This window comes from Bacillus yunxiaonensis (assembly GCF_037104695.1).
In the GTDB taxonomy this organism is placed as follows: Bacteria; Bacillota; Bacilli; order Bacillales; family Bacillaceae_G; genus Bacillus_A; species Bacillus_A yunxiaonensis.
Window position 1 is genome coordinate 42,253 of record NZ_JBAWSV010000011.1, and the last position, 17,228, is coordinate 59,480.

The following is a 17,228-nucleotide window of genomic DNA, read 5'->3' on the forward strand; positions in this document are numbered from 1 at the left end:
TTAATAAAAAAAGGTGTAACTTCAAATGTAAGTTACACCTTTTCAATGCTTATCGTTTTAATTTCTTTAACAACGGCAGGCGATTGATACGATCACCAAGAATGTCAGAAGCAAGCCCGCTTGTAAATACAAAAGCGAAGTAAACAATTCCGCCAAGGGCACCGCATACGACTACAATTATTAAAGACTCTATATATGTTTGTCCTGGGATTAACCATTTCAATAACGTTTTTGCCCCAACTACTACCGCAGACATTGCTGCAGAGTAAATTGTAATAAGTAATACGGTTTTACCAGTCTCTATAATGTTAAAATTTGTATATTTCACAATGCAGTATAACATGATTACATCAGAAACGAGGTAACCAAGTATAGTTCCTAATACAGCACCGTGTCCACCTAGCGCATATAGAAGTGGTGTATTGACAAGAACTTTTACAATGATCCCTGCAGTAAAAGCAATCATCGTTTTACGCTGATAATCAATACCCTGTAAGATAGCTGCTGATACGGTAAAAATGGCGCTCATTACAGCAGATGGTGCAAATGAGATCAAATATTGTGATCCGTCTAATGCTGTATTGTGATCAAAATAAACCATGCGAAATGCATCATAAGCGATGCTAGCAAGTCCAAATGATGCTGGAATTGTGAAAAATAATAATATTTTAAATATCTTTTCAATTTGATTTTGCAACTCATCTAATTTCCCACCCGTAAATGACTGTGTAATTGCCGGGATGATTGAGAGCGAAAATCCTGTTGCCAGTGATGCTGGTATCATAATAAGTTTTTGAGCATAGTTCGTAATGTAAGCAAAAACAGCATTTGCTTTATTTAGTGGTGTGCCTATTGCTTGCAGTGCATCGGCAACCGTATATTGATCCACTAATGTATAAAGTGGAATGGCAATACCGACAAAAACAATTGGAATCGCATAGCGAAGCAGTTCCATATACATCTTTGTTAAGGGAACCGAGGAAGAGCGTACTTTTCGTTCACCTTCTGGCGCGCGTAGTCCATTGTACTTTTTCCAATACATAACGAGCATGGAAACACTGGCAATTGCTCCAATAACAGCGCCAAATGTTGCGACTGCTACAGAAGATGCAACCGATCCGCCTAATAGTTTAGAAACAACAAAGCTTCCAACTAAAATAAATATAACGCGAGCAATTTGCTCTACAACTTGTGACACAGCACTTGGTTTCATATGCTGAAAACCTTGGAAATAGCCGCGTGTCACGCTCATTGCTGGCACGATAATGAGTGCAAAACTTAGCGCACGCATTGTTAGCGTTACATCCTTAACGAATTCAGGATCTGGTGTTTTAGAGCGAATAATTAATTCGGAAACATAAGGTGCCCCGAAAAATAAAATTAAGAAACCAAGGAATCCCATAACCATCATTACTTTTAAGCTTGAATTATATAATTTTTTACTTGTGTTGTAATCTCCTAAAGCGTTATATTTGGCAACAAATTTTGAAACGGCGATAGGGATACCTGCAGTTGAAAAGCTTAATAAAATTCCATACCAGGAGTATGCATAAGAATATAAAGCAACTCCATCACTCCCAACTAAAGCTTGAAATGGGAAGAAATAAATAAAACCTAAAATACGTGAAATCATTGTGGCTCCGCTTAGTAAGGCAGTGCCTTTTAATACTTTTGAAGTAGACAAAATACTTCCTCCTACTCATGTTGCTTAAGAATCATCTTTTTCTACTATAAACTTGTCTTGGTATTTTATAAAGTAAAATACTAAAATAATTATTACAGTATTTTTACAAAGTGTGTTTGTTTGTGGGATTTTAGTAGGAAGTTCCAATTTTATAAAAAATAGGATAAGTTTGTTTTTAGGGTCAGCCTTTTCAATTATGACTTAAATGCTTCTTAATAATACAATTGTTAAAAAGGCATGAAGATGCAATTAGGAAAAATTTATCATATAATAAGATTGATTCCAAAGGGATATTGGGAGGTGTTAATATGGCGATTACAATAAAATTGCCAGATACTGCAGCGTCTCATGCAAAGCCAATTATGGAAAAGGCGATACTTTGCATGAGGTAGACAAATAATCTAACATACAATCGCCTAAATGGAATTGTATCATTTCTCCTATAGTTGGCTTTGCCCCTTATTTAGATGAAACATAAAAAATAAGGGGCGAGCGGAAATGAAATATGTAAAAGCAGCGACTGTTTTACCTGAAAAGTTGATTATAGAAATTCAAAAGTATGTGCAAGGAGAAACAATTTATATTCCAAAACTAGAAAATGCTCATCATAAGTGGGGCACGCGCTCTGGCGGAAGAAAGCAACTTGATGATCGAAATCAGGCAATTAAACATGCTTTTAAAGATGGAGTATCCATTCATCAATTAGCAGAAGAATATTTTCTTGCTGTTGAAACGATAAAAAAAATAGTGTATTCAAAATAGAAATTGTAAGCACTAATTATTGTATAAATAATAATTAGTGCTTTTTTGTGTAAAGTTTGTTTCTAAATTATACAATGCATTTTATAAAGAACATGCATTGTATAAAATATAAAATAGATAAACAATTTGTATGGAGTGATAAAAATGGAAGCTTTTATTAGAAGTGATCAATATAATTTTATAAAATCACAAGCTCATATTCTAGTGAATGGACATGCAACAGCAAACGATAGAGGCGTTATTGCCGCTCTAAAGTCTCTTGCGATAGAAAAGGTGTTACATGTTTTTGAAAATCTTACTGATGACCAAAAAGAATTAATTGATATGATTTTGACGGTTAGAAATAGGGAGGACGCAGAAGCATTTTTATTCAAGTTAAATCCGTATGTCATTCCGTTTCAGGAAGTTACGCCGCAAACGTTAAAAAAATTATTTCCTAAAGCTAAAAAATTGAAGCTTCCTGAAATGGAAGGAATAAATATGAAAGAGATGTCTTATCTAGGTTGGATTGATAAAGGCACAAGTAGAAAGTTTATTATAGCAAAAAATAAAAATAAGTTTGTTGGTTTACAAGGCACATTCCAAAGTATAAACAAAAAAGGTATTTGTGCATTGTGCCATGGTCATGAAGAAGTAGGTATGTTTCTAGTTGAAATAAAAGGGGATGTACCAGGTACTTTTGTTAAAAAAGGAAACTATATTTGCCAAGATAGCGTAGCGTGTAATCAGAATATGACTTCACTGGATAAGTTACATGATTTTATTGAGAGATTGAGAAAATAACTTATAGTAAAAAAATAAGTGCAGAAAAGGGTGATCTTTTATCATCCTTTCTATCCCGCTTTAACGGGCAGTAATACTCCCACCTCAAAATTCGGCGAAAGCAAAGAAGTAAGGTGGGAGATAAACTGTCCATAAAAGCCCGATTGGTGAGGGCTAATAATCATTGGGGGATGAAAAACCCCAATGATTAAAGTTTCACTTTATGCTGTATGGCATGGTTTATTCGATTTTGCATAGATGAACAAAGATGAACAGTAGGGAAAGGATCCCTTTTTGCATGGCATGATTTTTGCATTTTAATAAAAAAGATTCAGGAAAGCTTTTGAATGTGAAAATTATGTTGATAAAGGGGAAATGACGTATGAAATATCCACTAACGCCAGATGTAAAACCAGAGTTTTGTACGACAGGTTCATTTATGAGATTACCATCAAGTAATGAGCAAGCAAAGATTGCAATTCTAGGAATGCCGTTTGATACGGCTGCTTCTTTTCGCGTTGGTGCGCGTTTTGCTCCGCAAGCAATTCGCCAAGCGTCTATGACTTTGTTCCCGTATCATCCGATTCACCATGTTTATCCGTTTGATGATACAAATGCAATTGATATTGGTGATGTGTCTGTAATCCCGCACAATATTCATCGTAGCTATGATGTAATTGAAGAAACTGTTTTTGGATTAATGCAACAAGGAATTATTCCGATAGGTCTTGGAGGGGATCATTCAGTTACATTAGCAAGTCTTCGTGCAGCAGCGAAAGTTCATGGACCTGTTGCAATGATTCATTTCGACTCTCACACAGACACATGGGATACATACTATGAAGAGAAATATTGGCACGGTTCCCCATTTATTCGTGCACATGAAGAAGGGTTACTACAACCTGAAAAAGTATTCCAAATTGGTATCCGTGGAACATTAAATCATCCTGGTGATATAGAAGCTAGTAATGATTTAGGGTATAACGTCATTACAACAGCTGAATTATGTGATCGTGGTTTTGAAAGCGTTCTTGAGCAAATGCGAGCAACGATTGGTGATACACCATGTTTCTTAACATTTGATATTGATTTTGTAGATCCATCTTGTGCACCTGGTACAGGTACGTTAGAAGTGGGGGGATTTAACAGTCGCGAGACTTTAAACATGGTGCGTTCATTAAGTGGATTTAATTATATCGGTTTCGACTTAGTTGAAGTATTGCCGCCATATGATCAAGCTCAAATTACTTCTCTTTTAGCAGCAACACTTGTGCATGATTTTGCTAGCTTAATTGCTTTACAGCTGAAAAATGAAGATAAGTAAGAGGGTAATTATTATATTGAAATATAAAAAGACTGATGAAACAACTTTTCATCAGTCTTAAAAAATGTCCATTAATTATTTTTTTTGCCAATTTTCCTTGATAAAGTCTTCACGACCAGACTCTTTCCGTTCCTGGGCATATTTCTCTGGATTCTTTTTATAAAAATGTTGATGGTATTCTTCTGCTTCGTAAAATGGAGCAGCTGGGCGAATTTCTGTTACAATTGGATCTTTAAACATACCGCTTTCTGCTAATGCTTGTTTTGATTTTTCAGCAAGCTCTTTTTGTGTTTCGTTGTGATAAAAAATTGCCGTACGATAAGATGGACCACGGTCAAAAAACTGTCCACCGTCATCAGTTGGATCAATTTGCGGCCAATATAAATCTAATAACTTTTGATAAGGAAATATAGTAGGATCAAATGTAATTTGAACAACTTCTAAATGTCCAGATTCGCCGGATTTTACATCTTCATATGTTGGATTTTCAACATGTCCTCCTGCATAACCTGAAATGACTTTATGTATACCAGGCAGTTCATCAAATGGCTTTACCATACACCAAAAGCAACCACCAGCAAAAGTTGCAAGTTCATATTGTTTTTCTTCCATCGCGTGTAATCCCCCTAAATTGATATGTTTTATATAGTATCGTATATGTTGTTTGTGATAGCAAGGGAAAAGTCTGGAAGAAAGGCGGAAAAATCATTGACTTTTATATTATGTTCCTATTATTATTTCTTAAATAGGAATGATTACGATTTATGGTAGAGAGGAGAAAAACTTCTTGTTAGATTGGATTATTATTGGTGGCGGTATACAAGGTTGTACAGTAGCCACTTTCTTATTGAAAAGCAATAGGACAACAAAAAAACAGTTATGCATTATTGATTCGCATTCTAAACCACTCCATAGTTGGAGTTGTATGGCAAATAGGATTGGGATGGAATTTCTTCGTTCACCATCTGTACATCATATCGAGCCTGAACCGTTTCATTTACAAAAATTTGCTGGAAGTCGTGGGGAGTACAATCATTTTTATGGATCATATAAACGACCTTCTTTACAATTATTTAACGCGCATTGTCAAAGTATATTCAATGAAATTGAATTGAATGATTGTTGGAATCAAGGAAGAGTAAATCATATTATGAAAACAGGTAATGGATGGACTGTAACAACAGAAGATGGGACTGCTAGAACTGCAAAGCATGTAGTCATTGCAATTGGTGTCAATGAACAGCCATTTCTGCCAGAATGGGCAAAGCATATTCAAGATGTTTATCCAAATCATGTAGCTCATATTTATGATAAAAATTCACAAGAGTTGGATTTATTCGAACCACCATTTCTTATCATCGGTGGAGGAATAGCTGCTGCTCATTTATCAATTACATTAAGTAGGCGTTTTCCTGGGAAGGTAATCTTATTAAAGAGGCATCCTTTTCGTATCTATGATTTCGATAGTGATCCTGGTTGGTTAGGACCTAAAAATATAAACGCTTTTCATAAGATAGAAGACTTTAACAAACGCAGGAAAGAAATTCAGCAAGCTCGTCATAAAGGATCTATACCAAACAATCTGTATCAGACGTTACGACAGCTTCAAAAAAAGGAAAAGCTCTGCATTATGGATGGTGAGGTAGATTCATTTTCCATAAATTTAAATGAAAATCACATATGTTTAGATTTAAAACAATCAGACGACAAATTGAATGTAAAAAGTATACTACTTGCAACTGGATTTCAAAATACTTTACCAGGTCAAGAGTGGCTATCTTCTTTAATTGAGCAAGAAGATTTAAGTTGTGCTGCATGTGGATATCCAATTATCACGAAATCTTTAGAATGGGCACCAGGTTTATATGTTGCAGGAGCTTTAGCAGAATTAGAAGTTGGGCCTGTGTCGAGAAATATTGCCGGTGCTAGAAAAGCTGCAGAAAAAATTATTAGTAGTATAAAGAATAAATCGTAATGATTACTATTATTGAAGAGGTGCTTATATGAACAAAAAGATACCAGTAACTGTACTTAGTGGCTATTTAGGAGCAGGTAAAACAACGATTTTAAATCATATATTGCAAAATAAAGAAGGTTTAAGAGTTGCTGTCATAGTAAATGACATGAGTGAGATTAATATTGATGCAGAGTTAGTACAACAAAGCGGCGGATTATCAAGGGTAGAAGAAAAGCTCGTTGAAATGTCTAATGGATGTATATGCTGTACGCTACGTGAAGATTTATTATGGGAAGTAGAAAGAATTTCAAAGGAAGGGAATATTGATTATATTGTGATTGAATCTACTGGTATTAGTGAACCAATTCCAGTAGCACAAACGTTTTCTTATATAGATGAAGAATTAGGGATAGATTTAACACGTTTTTGTCAATTGGATACGATGGTAACAGTTGTTGATGCAAATCGATTTTGGCAGGATTTTCATTCAGGAGAAAGCTTATTAGATCGGAAAGAAGCAGTAAGTGACCTAGATACAAGGGAGATAGCAGATTTATTAATTGATCAAATTGAATTTTGTGATGTGTTAATACTAAATAAGTGTGATTTAGTAGCAGAAGAAGAGTTAGACAAGTTAGAAAGGGTTCTTAAAAAACTACAACCAGATGCAAAATTGATTCGCACAATAAAAGGGAATTTTAATCCTAAGGAAGTGTTACATACAAATTTATTTGATTTTGAAAAGGCACAAGCTTCAGCAGGATGGATTAAAGGACTCACATCCGGACACCAGCATCATACACCTGAAACAGAAGAATATAATATTTCTTCTTTCGTATATAAAAGAAAGTTGCCATTTCATTCAGAACGCTTCTATCGATGGATACATGCAATGCCAAACCATATTGTACGAGCAAAAGGAATTGCATGGTGTGCAACAAGAAATAATATGGCCTTGCTTATGTCACAAGCTGGACCGTCTGTTTCAATTGAACCCGTATCATACTGGGTAGCCTCTTTACCTGAAATACAGAGGAAACAAATTTTAATAGAAAACCCGCACTTATTAGATGAGTGGGATGTTGAATATGGAGACCGGATTACAAAACTTGTTTTTATTGGAACAGATTTAAACCCACAGCAAATTACAGCGGAATTAGATAAATGTTTATTAACAATAGAAGAATTTGAATCTGATTGGAGTACCTTAACAGATCCATTTCAATGGGAGATGTAAATTGAAAAAATGGTAATGGAATAAGCGTATGAAAATCTTCGTTTTGTTGAAGGTATGGTACGATTTGTTGCAGCTGATTTCTCCCGGGCAGTATGACTCCCATCTCAAGATTCAGAGGAAAGCGAAGAAGATAGGTGGGGGATAAAGAAAACCCCCACTGATTATCAAGTAATCTTTTTATAAATGTTTATATGCAAAATAAAGAGGAAGCCTTAAAAGGTTTCCTCTTTATTTTGTAGCATGTTATTCTGCCCTATTATTGTGTCTGTTTATTAATAATGTTTCCATCTTTATCGATTTGTACATTATTGGAAATAGACTGTAAATATTGCAGCATGTTTTGTTTTTCGGTATCTTGAAGCGGTGTAATTTGGTTATTACGAATCATATAAGGATTAAATGACATTTGTACGTTTTTTCCATTAAACTTAATTGTTAGTACACCAGTTTCTGCACTATGTCCTGTTACATAATCAGGGAAGAGGAAGTTTCCAAGTGAGTATGCAACAGGAACTTTGTTGTAATATTCAAAGCCTTGTAACCAGTGCGGATGGCTTCCGACAATTGCATTTGCACCTGCTTCTACCATTTTTTGTACATATTCTTTTTGATAGTCAGCTGGACGATTTGTTTTTTCGACACCCCAATGCATATACACAATCATATAATCGGCATCTTTCTTTTGTTCTTTAATTGTTTTTGTGACTAGGTTTAAATCGTAACCATTTGCAATACCAGGTTTATCATTTGTAGCTACCCATGCAGAATCAGGCATAAAACGAACAAATGAGATAAACTTGAATTTTTTACCTTTAATTGTAACTTCCCTTGCTGTATACGCATCTGATGCATTTTTGCCTGCACCGATATAGGGAAGGCCTATTTTTTCTACATGGGAAATTGTATCCAATAAGCCGTCTTGGTAATAATCGAGTGTATGGTTATTTCCGATATTAACAATATCATAGCCTGTATTTTTAATAGCTTGTAATGTGGAGGGATCACTTTTAATCCAAAATAGTTGGCCAGGATATTTTTTCTCGCGAGTTGTAAACGCAGATTCTAGATTTACAAATGAGTAGTCTGCTTTTTCTATTTCCGGTTTTACATGCTGAAATGGATAATCAGCACCTTTACTTTGAATAACAGGGCGTAGTTGCCAATCAAACATTGTATCACCCGAGAATGTAAGGGTAATTTCAGGATCTTCTTTCGGTTTTTTTGTTGGTTCTTTTCCTTTTGCTTTTTCTGTTTGCTTATTTTTTACTTTTGTGTTTTGTTCATTTTTCGTTTCTGAATTTAGCGCATAGTTGATCAATAAGATTATAGGGGTAAAAAGTATGGCTAACAGTAAGGTGCGTTTTAGTAATGTTCTTTGTCGGATTTTCATAAAAAACCTTCCTTATAGGTTAATAAAATAAATATATATCAGAATTATATTCTGATATATATTTATAATGATTTTCAATAATAAGGTAACATGAGTAGATTGATTAGGACAACGTGCAAAATGAAAATATTAAATTTTCGAAAAATAGTCTATAATTTTACTTATAATTTTATATATAGAAAGAATAGGTGGGAGAGAATGGTTTTACTTGGGGCTTTAGTAAATGGACTATGTATTATTGCAGGGACATTATTAGGTAGAATTTTTAGTGGCATTTCGGAAAATGTAAAATCGACTGTTATGCATGCAATTGGTTTAGCAGTAACTGCGCTTGGCTTGCAAATGGGGTTAAAAAGTGAAAATTTTTTAATTGTCATTTTAAGTCTTGTCGTTGGAGCGGTAATCGGAGAATTGCTTATGTTAGAAGAAAAATTAAAAAATTTAGGAGATTGGCTAGAGAAAAAGGTAGGTTCAGGTGGAAAAGGGAGTATATCGCTTGGATTTGTAACTGCAACGTTAATATTTGTAATGGGAGCAATGGGAATTATTGGTGCTTTAGATAGTGGTATTCGTGGAAATCACAATGTTTTATATACGAAAGCAATTATAGATGGTTTTATTTCACTTATTTTAACGACTACGTTAGGAATAGGGGTATTATTTTCGGCTGTTCCCGTTATTTTATATGAAGGATTGATTGCTATTTTTGCTACACAAATTGATCGTTTTGTACCAGAAACTTTAATGAATAATTTTATTGTAGAAATGACGGCAACAGGCGGGATTATGATTTTTGCTATTGGATTAAACTTACTTGAGATTATTAAAATTAAGGTAGCTAATTTATTGCCTGGTATACTTGTAACGGCAGTTCTTGTTTCTATCATGTATGGGTATACACATTATTTTTAATAAAAAGCAGGAAGATGCTTTGGTGTGGTAATAGTTATTTAGGGAAGGGAGTTGGGATGAGATGTATGAAATAAAATCGTTAGGCGCATTATCATTCGAAGAAGCTACAAATTTGTGGAATGCTGGGTTCGAAGGGTATTTTATCGAAATTAAAATGACAATGGATGCTTTTTTAGCAAGAATGACACTGGAGGAATTGTCTCCATCTTTTTCGCTTGTAGCATTTAATAACGGTGAGCCTGTTGGCATTATTTTAAATGGAATTAGAATGATGCATGGTAAAAAAATTGCGTGGAATGGCGGAACAGGCGTTGTTTCTCAATTTCGTAATCGAGGAGTAGGTAGAGAATTAGTAAGAGCTTCGCTAGAGCTGTATAAAAAAGAAGGAGTAGATATCGCGACGCTGGAGGAAATTGGTAAAAATGATGCGGCCATTCATCTTTATAAAAAGATGGGGTATGAAGTAGTTGATCAACTTTTGATGTTACAGCATACAGAAAAACTAGAAGATGATGCTTTTCAGTTGCAACAGAGTAATACATACCATGTGAAAAGAGGTACAGCACAGGATATATATACTATTCAAATATCAAATGAAGAGATAAAACCTTGGCAGACGGAATGGATGAGTGTAAGAAAAGATGGGGAATTATTAACTGTGTATGATAATACAAATGAGGAATTAGCGTATTTCCTTTATAAAAAAGTACTTGATGAAACAGGAAAACAACAAGCAACTGTATTGTATCAAAGTTATGTAGATACAAAGCGTCTAGATCAAGAGGATATTGTTCGATTCGGATTACGTGAAATATTTTCCCCTTTACAAGATCAAATAAAAAGAATGACAATGAATTTACCTGCTTCTAATGAAGTGGTTGTTCGTATCTTAAAAGAAGCGGGATTCACAGTTGCAAATGAGCAAGTGTTTATGGTTCAACATTTATCACGTCTTAGCGAGCGATAAGATGTTAAAATAGCTTCAATGAAAGTATAGAGTAAGTTTGTTTTGATAAAGAGGAATAAAGAAAAGTCCAGTATTGAATTACTGGACTTTCTCCACATTAATATCTCTATAATATCGAGAATTAAAATTGTAAACAAAGATAGCTTAAGGTTCCATATTCATAGCTACGATGAATTACTTTTGGTTCTGCGTTGCCATTTCCCATTGCGATGAAAAGAGGAACAAAGTGTTCTGCTCTTGGAACAGCTAAACGTGCATGAGGAGCTTCAGCTTCCCAGTTGAATAGGGCGTCTGTATTGTTGTTCTGAATTTGATTAATGAGCCATTCATCAAATTCAACAGCCCATGGTTCAGGTGTAGTTTGTTCCCATTTTAACATTCGTAAATTGTGCACCGTAACGCCACTGCCGATGACTAAAATATCTTCTTTTCCAAGTCCTTGAATAGCTTTTCCAATTTCATATTGTTCTCTTGCAGGAAGGAACGGATTTACTGAAATTTGAACGACAGGTATATCAGCTTTTGGATACATACGATGTAGAAGTGTCCAAGAACCATGATCCAATCCGCGCGTTGTATTTTTTTGAACGGCAATACCGTGGTTTTTAAATTTCTCTTCTAGCTTTTCTGCAAGGACGGATGACCCTTTTGCAGCATATTTTATTTCGTATAATTCAGGAGGAAAGCCGCCAAAATCATAAATTGTTTCATATGCATTGTCTGAAGAAGAGATAGTTAAAATCTCACTTTCCCAATGAGCTGTAAAAATGACAATTGCCTTTGGTTTGTACGTTTCACCAAGTGTTTGTAAAAATTTTGTATAGTCTGTATCTTCAATGGCTAACATAGGAGAACCATGTGCTAAAAATAATGATGGCATCATAATTATATTACCTCCAATAATCAAATTACTTTATGTAAGTAACTATATAACTTTAATTTTATTTCGTCAAGAATGAAATGGTAGAAATTTAAATATCATGATTTGTAATAAGGAAAGCTTTTACATATAATTTATAGTAAGAAAAATGAATAGTGATTCATTTTATAGGGGTGTAGATTCATAATGTTATAAAATAGATGATAGATTTGGGGGAATCCGAAATGAATATACAAGAAAACTTCATTATAACGTCAGATGGATCGGAAATTTATTTACGTCGATGGTTACCAGAAAGTCAATCTCGTGGGATTGTTCAAATTGCGCATGGTATGGCGGAACATGCTGGTGCCTATAAAGAATGGATTGAAGCGTTATTGGAAGCTGGATACGGGGTATATGCTCATGATCATCGAGGGCACGGAAAAACAGTGAAGCAGGATGAAGATTTTGGTCATTTTGAGCCGAATATAGGCTGGAATCAAGCTGTTTCTGACGTAATCTTCATTTCGGAGCTTATTCGTAAGGAACATAACTGTCCACTTTTCTTATTAGGACATAGTATGGGATCTTTCTTATCAAGACGTGCTGTGCAGCTTCGCGGAGAGTTATATAATGGGTTTCTTATTTCTGGAACAGGAGGGAATCCGGGGCTTTTAGGAATCATTGGTCATAAAGTGGCAACGATTGAAATGAAGCTTCGCGGCACAAAAACGAAAAGTCCAATGCTGAATTTCTTGTCATTTGGTAATTTTAACTCACACTTTAAGCCAAACCGTACGAAGTTTGATTGGCTGTCTTCGGATACGAATCAAGTTGATAGATACATAGAAGACTCATTATGTGGATTTATTTGTACAACGAGCTTTTACCGTGAATTATTTAACGGTGTGCTGATGGTAAATAAGCTTGAAGAATATAAGAAAACACCAAAAGAGCTTCCTATTCATATTTTTTCTGGAGACCGTGACCCGGTTGGAAATATGGGAAAAGGTGTACAAGAAGTATATGATATGTATAAAAAATGTGGTGTTAAAAATGTAACAATTCGTTTATACGAGAATGGAAGGCATGAAATGTTCCACGAAGTGAACAGACAGGAAGTATTTCAAGATGTGATTTCTTGGTTAAACGCGCATATTGTGTAAGGTGAAAGCCTCTCCTTTTTTATAGGTGAGGTTTTTTTATAGTAAAATTAATATTCAGAAATGAAAGAATTTTAAATGTGATGAATTCATTCATCTCTTGGTTGTATGTATAAAGAAGAAAGGGAGAGAAATGAATGATTGTAAGAGCAGCGTTATTAGAAGAAGCAAACGAGCTAAGTAACCTCGCATTATCGTCAAAAGCAACTTGGAATTATAGTGAAGAATTTATATTAGCGTGTAAGGAAGATTTAACCATTACAGAACAATATATTAAGAATAACTATGTTTATATTTTAGAAGAAAAACAAGAAACTGTCGGCTTTTTTTCTTTCCAAAGAAAAGAAGGAGACAGCCTTGATTTTCTATACTTACACCCAAATTACAAAGGGAAAGGCTATGGCAGAATTCTTTGGGAAAGTGTTGTTCAAAAAGCTGTGGAATTAAACATTAAGAGTTTTACGATTGATAGTGATCCGAATGCAAAAGGGTATTACGTAAAAATGGGAGCGAAACAAATAGGAGAAATACCTTCTACGGTTTTTAAAAATCGCATGCTGCCGCTTTTACGGTATGATTTGTAAATTAATTCGCATTGGATATTTTGAATTTAGTTAGGAGATGCTAAGTACAGTGTATACGAAAATAGAAAAAATGAGAGATATTTTATTTCAATCTTGGTCAATAGAGACGAGTTCAAAATGGATCTCGGATAATCCAGCGAAAGGGCAATGCGGTGTAACAGCATTAGTAATCCATGATTTGTTTGAAGGGGAAATCATGAAGACAAAAGTTCCGGAAGGCTGGCATTTTTATAACAGAATCAACGGTAAAAGGTATGATTTTACAGCATCGCAATTTTTAGAAGAGATAACATATATGGACATTCCTTCTAATAGAAAAGAAGCATTTGCAGATACAAATGAAAAGCAATATGATACTTTGAAACAAAAGGTTCGTATCCATATAAAGGAAGTTATTTTGTAATAATTATCTTTTGACTCTTGTTAATCAATAAGTTACTATAGTCGTAGTAACTTATTGAGAAGGAATGTTTATATCAAAAAGAGTCGAGAGGGGAAATATTTTTGAAAACAGCTTATGTAAGCGCCACAATCGTGACTTTAAATGAAAAGAATGAAGTATTGAAAAACGGATATATCATTGTAGAAGATGGTCAAATTATAGGAGTGCAATCAGGAGAATTACCTAGTGAGAAACAAGTGGATCATGTTATTGATCTTCATGGAAAGTGGGTCTTACCTGGTCTGGTGAATACTCATACGCATGTCTTGATGAGTATTTTACGTGGAATTGGTGACGATATGCTCCTAAAGCCATGGCTTGAAACGAGAATTTGGCCACTTGAAAGCCAATTTACGCCAGAGCTTGCTGTTGCTAGTACAGAGCTTGGTTTGTTAGAAATGGTGAAAAGTGGAACTACGTCATTTTCTGATATGTTTAATCCAATCGGAGTAGATCAGGATTCTATTATGGAAGCTGTTCGTAAAAGCGGAATGCGTGCTGCTGTTTCGCGAACATTATTTAGCTTCGGAACGAAAGAAGATGAAAAGAAAGCAATTCATGAAGCGGAGAAGTATGTGAAACGTTATTACAATGAAGATGGTATGTTAACGACGATGGTCGCTCCACATAGTCCATATGCATGTTCTACGGAAATGTTAGAAGAGTGTGCACGAATTGCAGTGGAAAATAAGACGATGGTTCATATTCATCTTTCCGAAACAGATCGTGAAGTTCAGGATATTGAAGCGCAATATGGAAAACGTCCGGTAGAGTATGTAGCAGATTGTGGGTTGTTCAAGAGACCGACTGTAATTGCTCACGGTGTTGTGCTGAATGATAATGAGCGCGCTTTTTTAGCGGAAAACGATGTTCGCGTTGCTCATAATCCGATTAGTAATTTAAAATTAGGATCGGGTATAGCAGATATTCGAGCAATGTTAGAGAGTGGAATAAAGGTTGGAATTGCAACAGATAGTGTTGCTTCTAATAACAATTTAGACATGTTTGAAGAAATGCGCATTGCGACTTTATTACAAAAAGGTGTTCATAAAGACGCAACAACATTACCTGTTGAAACACTTCTCACATTAGCAACAAAAGTAGGTGCAGAGGTAATTGGGATGAAGCAAACAGGTTCATTAGAAGTAGGAAAGTGTGCTGACTTTATTACAATTGATCCATCTAAAAAGCCGCATTTACAACCGGCAGAAGAAGTATTGTCACACCTTGTATACGCAGCGAGCGGAAAAGACGTTTCAGATGTTGTTATTAATGGAAAACAAATTGTTTGGAACGGTGAGTGTAAAACGTTAGATGAAGAACGTATTATTTTTGAAGCAAGCCGTTATAAACAAGGATTGAATATGTAAGTAATAAGAGAACGCTATCCTTTCATCAAATGAAAGGATAGCGTTTTTGTTTATATTTGAAAGAATAAAAATTCAGTGAAATGTAACACTTTTGAGATAATTATTCTGTTATAATATATAACGTTTTGTAATTTAATTAAAGGAGCCGATTTATGAAAGAAAAACTAATGATGGGAGTTATACTTGCCACCTCTTTATTAATTTCAGCTTGTAGTAATAACTCGAGTAAACCGAAGGAAGTCAGTGAAAAACAAGTATTAAATGTAACGATATCAGAAGAAATTCCGTCCTTAGATACTGCAAAATCAATGAACGGTACATCATCACATGTCATGCAAAATATATTTGAAGGGTTATATGTACTTGATGAGAAAGATAATCCAGTGCCTGGTGTTGCAAAATCTTTTGAAAAAAGTACAGATGGAAAAACATATATCTTTCATTTACGTAAAGATGCAAAATGGTCGAATGGGGATGCTGTAACAGCAAATGATTTTGTTTATTCATGGCAGCGTACAGTGAACCAGCAAACAGCATCGCAATATGCATACATGTTATTTTATATAAAAAATGCAGAAGCAATAAATAAAGGAGCTTTAGCTGTAGATCAACTAGGTGTAAAAGCTATTGACGATGTTACATTAGAGGTACAGTTAGAGACACCGATTCCTTACTTCCTTAATTTACTGACACTTCCTATTTATTTACCACAGCACAAATCGTTTGTTGAGGAAAAAGGGAGTAAGTATGGATTAGAACCAGAAGATATGATTTATAATGGTCCATTTGTATTATCGGAATGGAAACATGAACAAGAATTTAAGTTGAAGAGAAATGATACATATTGGGATAAAAATACCGTGAAATTAGAAGAAATTAATTTTCATATTGTAAAAGATACAGCAACAGCTGTTAATTTATATGAAACTGGTAGTATCGATCGTACTCCAATTAATTCTTCGTTTGTTGATACATATAAAGGGGAAAGTGATTTTTATACAACGAAAGATCCTGCTATAGCTATGTTACGTTTTAATCAAAAGAATTCTGCACTAGCAAATACAAAATTACGACAATCAATTTCTATGGCTTTAAATAAAGAAGCAGTAGTAAATCATTTTCTAAACAACGGTGCAACAGCAGCTCAAGGATTAATACCCGAAGGATACAAAAATGAAAAAGATGGAAAAGATTTCAGAAAAGAGAACGGTGACCTTGCCGTATATAATGTTGAAAAGGCAAAGAATTTTTGGGAAGATGCGAAGAAAGAGCTTGGTGTAGAACAGATAACACTTGAATTTTTAACGTACGAACAGGATCAAGCGAAGCAGACAGCGGAATATATAAAAGGAGAACTTGAAAAGAATTTACAAGGATTAACAATAAAAATAAAACCACAACCATTTAAACAAAAATTACAACTTGAACAAACAGGACAGTATGATATATCGATGGTTGTATGGGGACCGGATTACAAAGATCCGATTAGCTATTTAGAATTATTTACGACAGATAATCCAAATAATAAAATGAACTATTCTAATCAGCATTATGATGAACTTATAAATAGTGCGAAAAATGATCTTGTATTGGAAGAGCAAAAACGCTGGAAAGCTATGCAAGAAGCAGAGAGAATATTATTAGAAGACGCTGCTGTTGCACCGCTTTATCATACTGGTTCAGCATACCTTCAAAAGGAATATGTAAAAGGAATTGAAATGCATCAATTTGGTGGTGTTTATACGTATAAACATGCTTATATAAGTCGAAAAGAGCAATAGGTAGTATATAAAAGGGCTAAGAGCTTTTGGG

Annotated in this window: 16 protein-coding genes; 12 read left to right on the forward strand and 4 right to left on the reverse strand. The window is 34.6% G+C overall.

What is annotated here, in order from left to right:
* Nucleotides 1-49: 49 nt before the first annotated feature.
* On the reverse strand, nucleotides 50-1,684 hold the full coding sequence (locus tag WAX78_RS22665) for a putative polysaccharide biosynthesis protein (RefSeq protein ID WP_336484304.1): 1,635 nt from the start codon (nucleotides 1,682-1,684) through the stop codon (nucleotides 50-52).
* Nucleotides 1,685-2,182: 498 nt separating this feature from the next.
* On the opposite strand from WAX78_RS22665, the gene WAX78_RS22670 reads away from it, so the two are divergent.
* The 3 genes from WAX78_RS22670 to speB all read left to right on the forward strand — a co-directional run bounded on the left by WAX78_RS22670 (nucleotide 2,183) and on the right by speB (nucleotide 4,532).
* Nucleotides 2,183-2,446: a CD3324 family protein gene (locus WAX78_RS22670; protein WP_336484305.1), complete on the forward strand. Its 264-nt coding sequence runs from the start codon at nucleotides 2,183-2,185 to the stop codon at nucleotides 2,444-2,446.
* Nucleotides 2,447-2,590: 144 nt separating this feature from the next.
* Entirely contained in the window at nucleotides 2,591-3,229 is a 639-nt protein-coding gene (locus WAX78_RS22675) for a FusB/FusC family EF-G-binding protein (protein ID WP_336484306.1), read from the forward strand.
* Between the two features lie 361 nt (nucleotides 3,230-3,590).
* Nucleotides 3,591-4,532: an agmatinase gene (gene speB, locus WAX78_RS22680; RefSeq protein WP_336484307.1), complete on the forward strand. Its 942-nt coding sequence runs from the start codon at nucleotides 3,591-3,593 to the stop codon at nucleotides 4,530-4,532.
* Nucleotides 4,533-4,607: 75 nt separating this feature from the next.
* Here speB and msrA read toward each other — a convergent pair whose 3' ends face one another.
* Nucleotides 4,608-5,144, reverse strand: coding sequence for a peptide-methionine (S)-S-oxide reductase MsrA (gene msrA / locus WAX78_RS22685; protein WP_336484308.1), 537 nt, complete (start codon nucleotides 5,142-5,144; stop codon nucleotides 4,608-4,610).
* 139 nt (nucleotides 5,145-5,283) lie between these two features.
* Between msrA and WAX78_RS22690 the strand changes: the two genes are divergently transcribed.
* Nucleotides 5,284-6,507: an FAD-dependent oxidoreductase gene (locus tag WAX78_RS22690; RefSeq protein ID WP_336484309.1), complete on the forward strand. Its 1,224-nt coding sequence runs from the start codon at nucleotides 5,284-5,286 to the stop codon at nucleotides 6,505-6,507.
* Between the two features lie 28 nt (nucleotides 6,508-6,535).
* Entirely contained in the window at nucleotides 6,536-7,726 is a 1,191-nt protein-coding gene (locus WAX78_RS22695; protein ID WP_336484310.1) for a GTP-binding protein, read from the forward strand.
* A gap of 256 nt (nucleotides 7,727-7,982) precedes the next feature.
* On the opposite strand, the gene WAX78_RS22700 is transcribed toward WAX78_RS22695, so the two are convergent.
* A complete protein-coding gene (locus WAX78_RS22700; RefSeq protein WP_336484311.1) occupies nucleotides 7,983-9,116 on the reverse strand; it encodes a CapA family protein in 1,134 nt (377 codons plus the stop codon).
* Between the two features lie 198 nt (nucleotides 9,117-9,314).
* Here WAX78_RS22700 and WAX78_RS22705 point away from each other — a divergent pair, with 198 nt between their 5' ends.
* Nucleotides 9,315-10,028 (forward strand): DUF554 domain-containing protein, encoded by a 714-nt coding sequence (locus tag WAX78_RS22705; protein ID WP_336484312.1) that lies wholly within the window; start codon nucleotides 9,315-9,317, stop codon nucleotides 10,026-10,028.
* Nucleotides 10,029-10,089: 61 nt separating this feature from the next.
* Nucleotides 10,090-10,995, forward strand: coding sequence for a GNAT family N-acetyltransferase (locus WAX78_RS22710; RefSeq protein WP_336484313.1), 906 nt, complete (start codon nucleotides 10,090-10,092; stop codon nucleotides 10,993-10,995).
* Nucleotides 10,996-11,116: 121 nt separating this feature from the next.
* On the opposite strand, the gene WAX78_RS22715 is transcribed toward WAX78_RS22710, so the two are convergent.
* A complete protein-coding gene (locus tag WAX78_RS22715; protein WP_336484314.1) occupies nucleotides 11,117-11,878 on the reverse strand; it encodes a DODA-type extradiol aromatic ring-opening family dioxygenase in 762 nt (253 codons plus the stop codon).
* 221 nt (nucleotides 11,879-12,099) lie between these two features.
* Here WAX78_RS22715 and WAX78_RS22720 point away from each other — a divergent pair, with 221 nt between their 5' ends.
* The 5 genes from WAX78_RS22720 to WAX78_RS22740 all read left to right on the forward strand — a co-directional run bounded on the left by WAX78_RS22720 (nucleotide 12,100) and on the right by WAX78_RS22740 (nucleotide 17,197).
* The gene (locus tag WAX78_RS22720; protein WP_336484315.1) at nucleotides 12,100-13,023 is read left to right on the forward strand and encodes an alpha/beta hydrolase; all 924 of its coding nucleotides are present in this window, start codon (nucleotides 12,100-12,102) and stop codon (nucleotides 13,021-13,023) included.
* A gap of 134 nt (nucleotides 13,024-13,157) precedes the next feature.
* Nucleotides 13,158-13,604, forward strand: coding sequence for a GNAT family N-acetyltransferase (locus WAX78_RS22725; RefSeq protein ID WP_336484316.1), 447 nt, complete (start codon nucleotides 13,158-13,160; stop codon nucleotides 13,602-13,604).
* Nucleotides 13,605-13,674: 70 nt separating this feature from the next.
* Complete coding sequence (locus WAX78_RS22730; protein ID WP_413789230.1) at nucleotides 13,675-14,007, forward strand: YunG family protein; 333 nt, start codon at nucleotides 13,675-13,677, stop codon at nucleotides 14,005-14,007.
* Between the two features lie 101 nt (nucleotides 14,008-14,108).
* Complete coding sequence (locus WAX78_RS22735; RefSeq protein WP_336484318.1) at nucleotides 14,109-15,416, forward strand: bifunctional S-methyl-5'-thioadenosine deaminase/S-adenosylhomocysteine deaminase; 1,308 nt, start codon at nucleotides 14,109-14,111, stop codon at nucleotides 15,414-15,416.
* Between the two features lie 152 nt (nucleotides 15,417-15,568).
* On the forward strand, nucleotides 15,569-17,197 hold the full coding sequence (locus tag WAX78_RS22740; RefSeq protein ID WP_336484319.1) for a peptide ABC transporter substrate-binding protein: 1,629 nt from the start codon (nucleotides 15,569-15,571) through the stop codon (nucleotides 17,195-17,197).
* The last annotated feature ends 31 nt before the right edge of the window (nucleotides 17,198-17,228 follow it).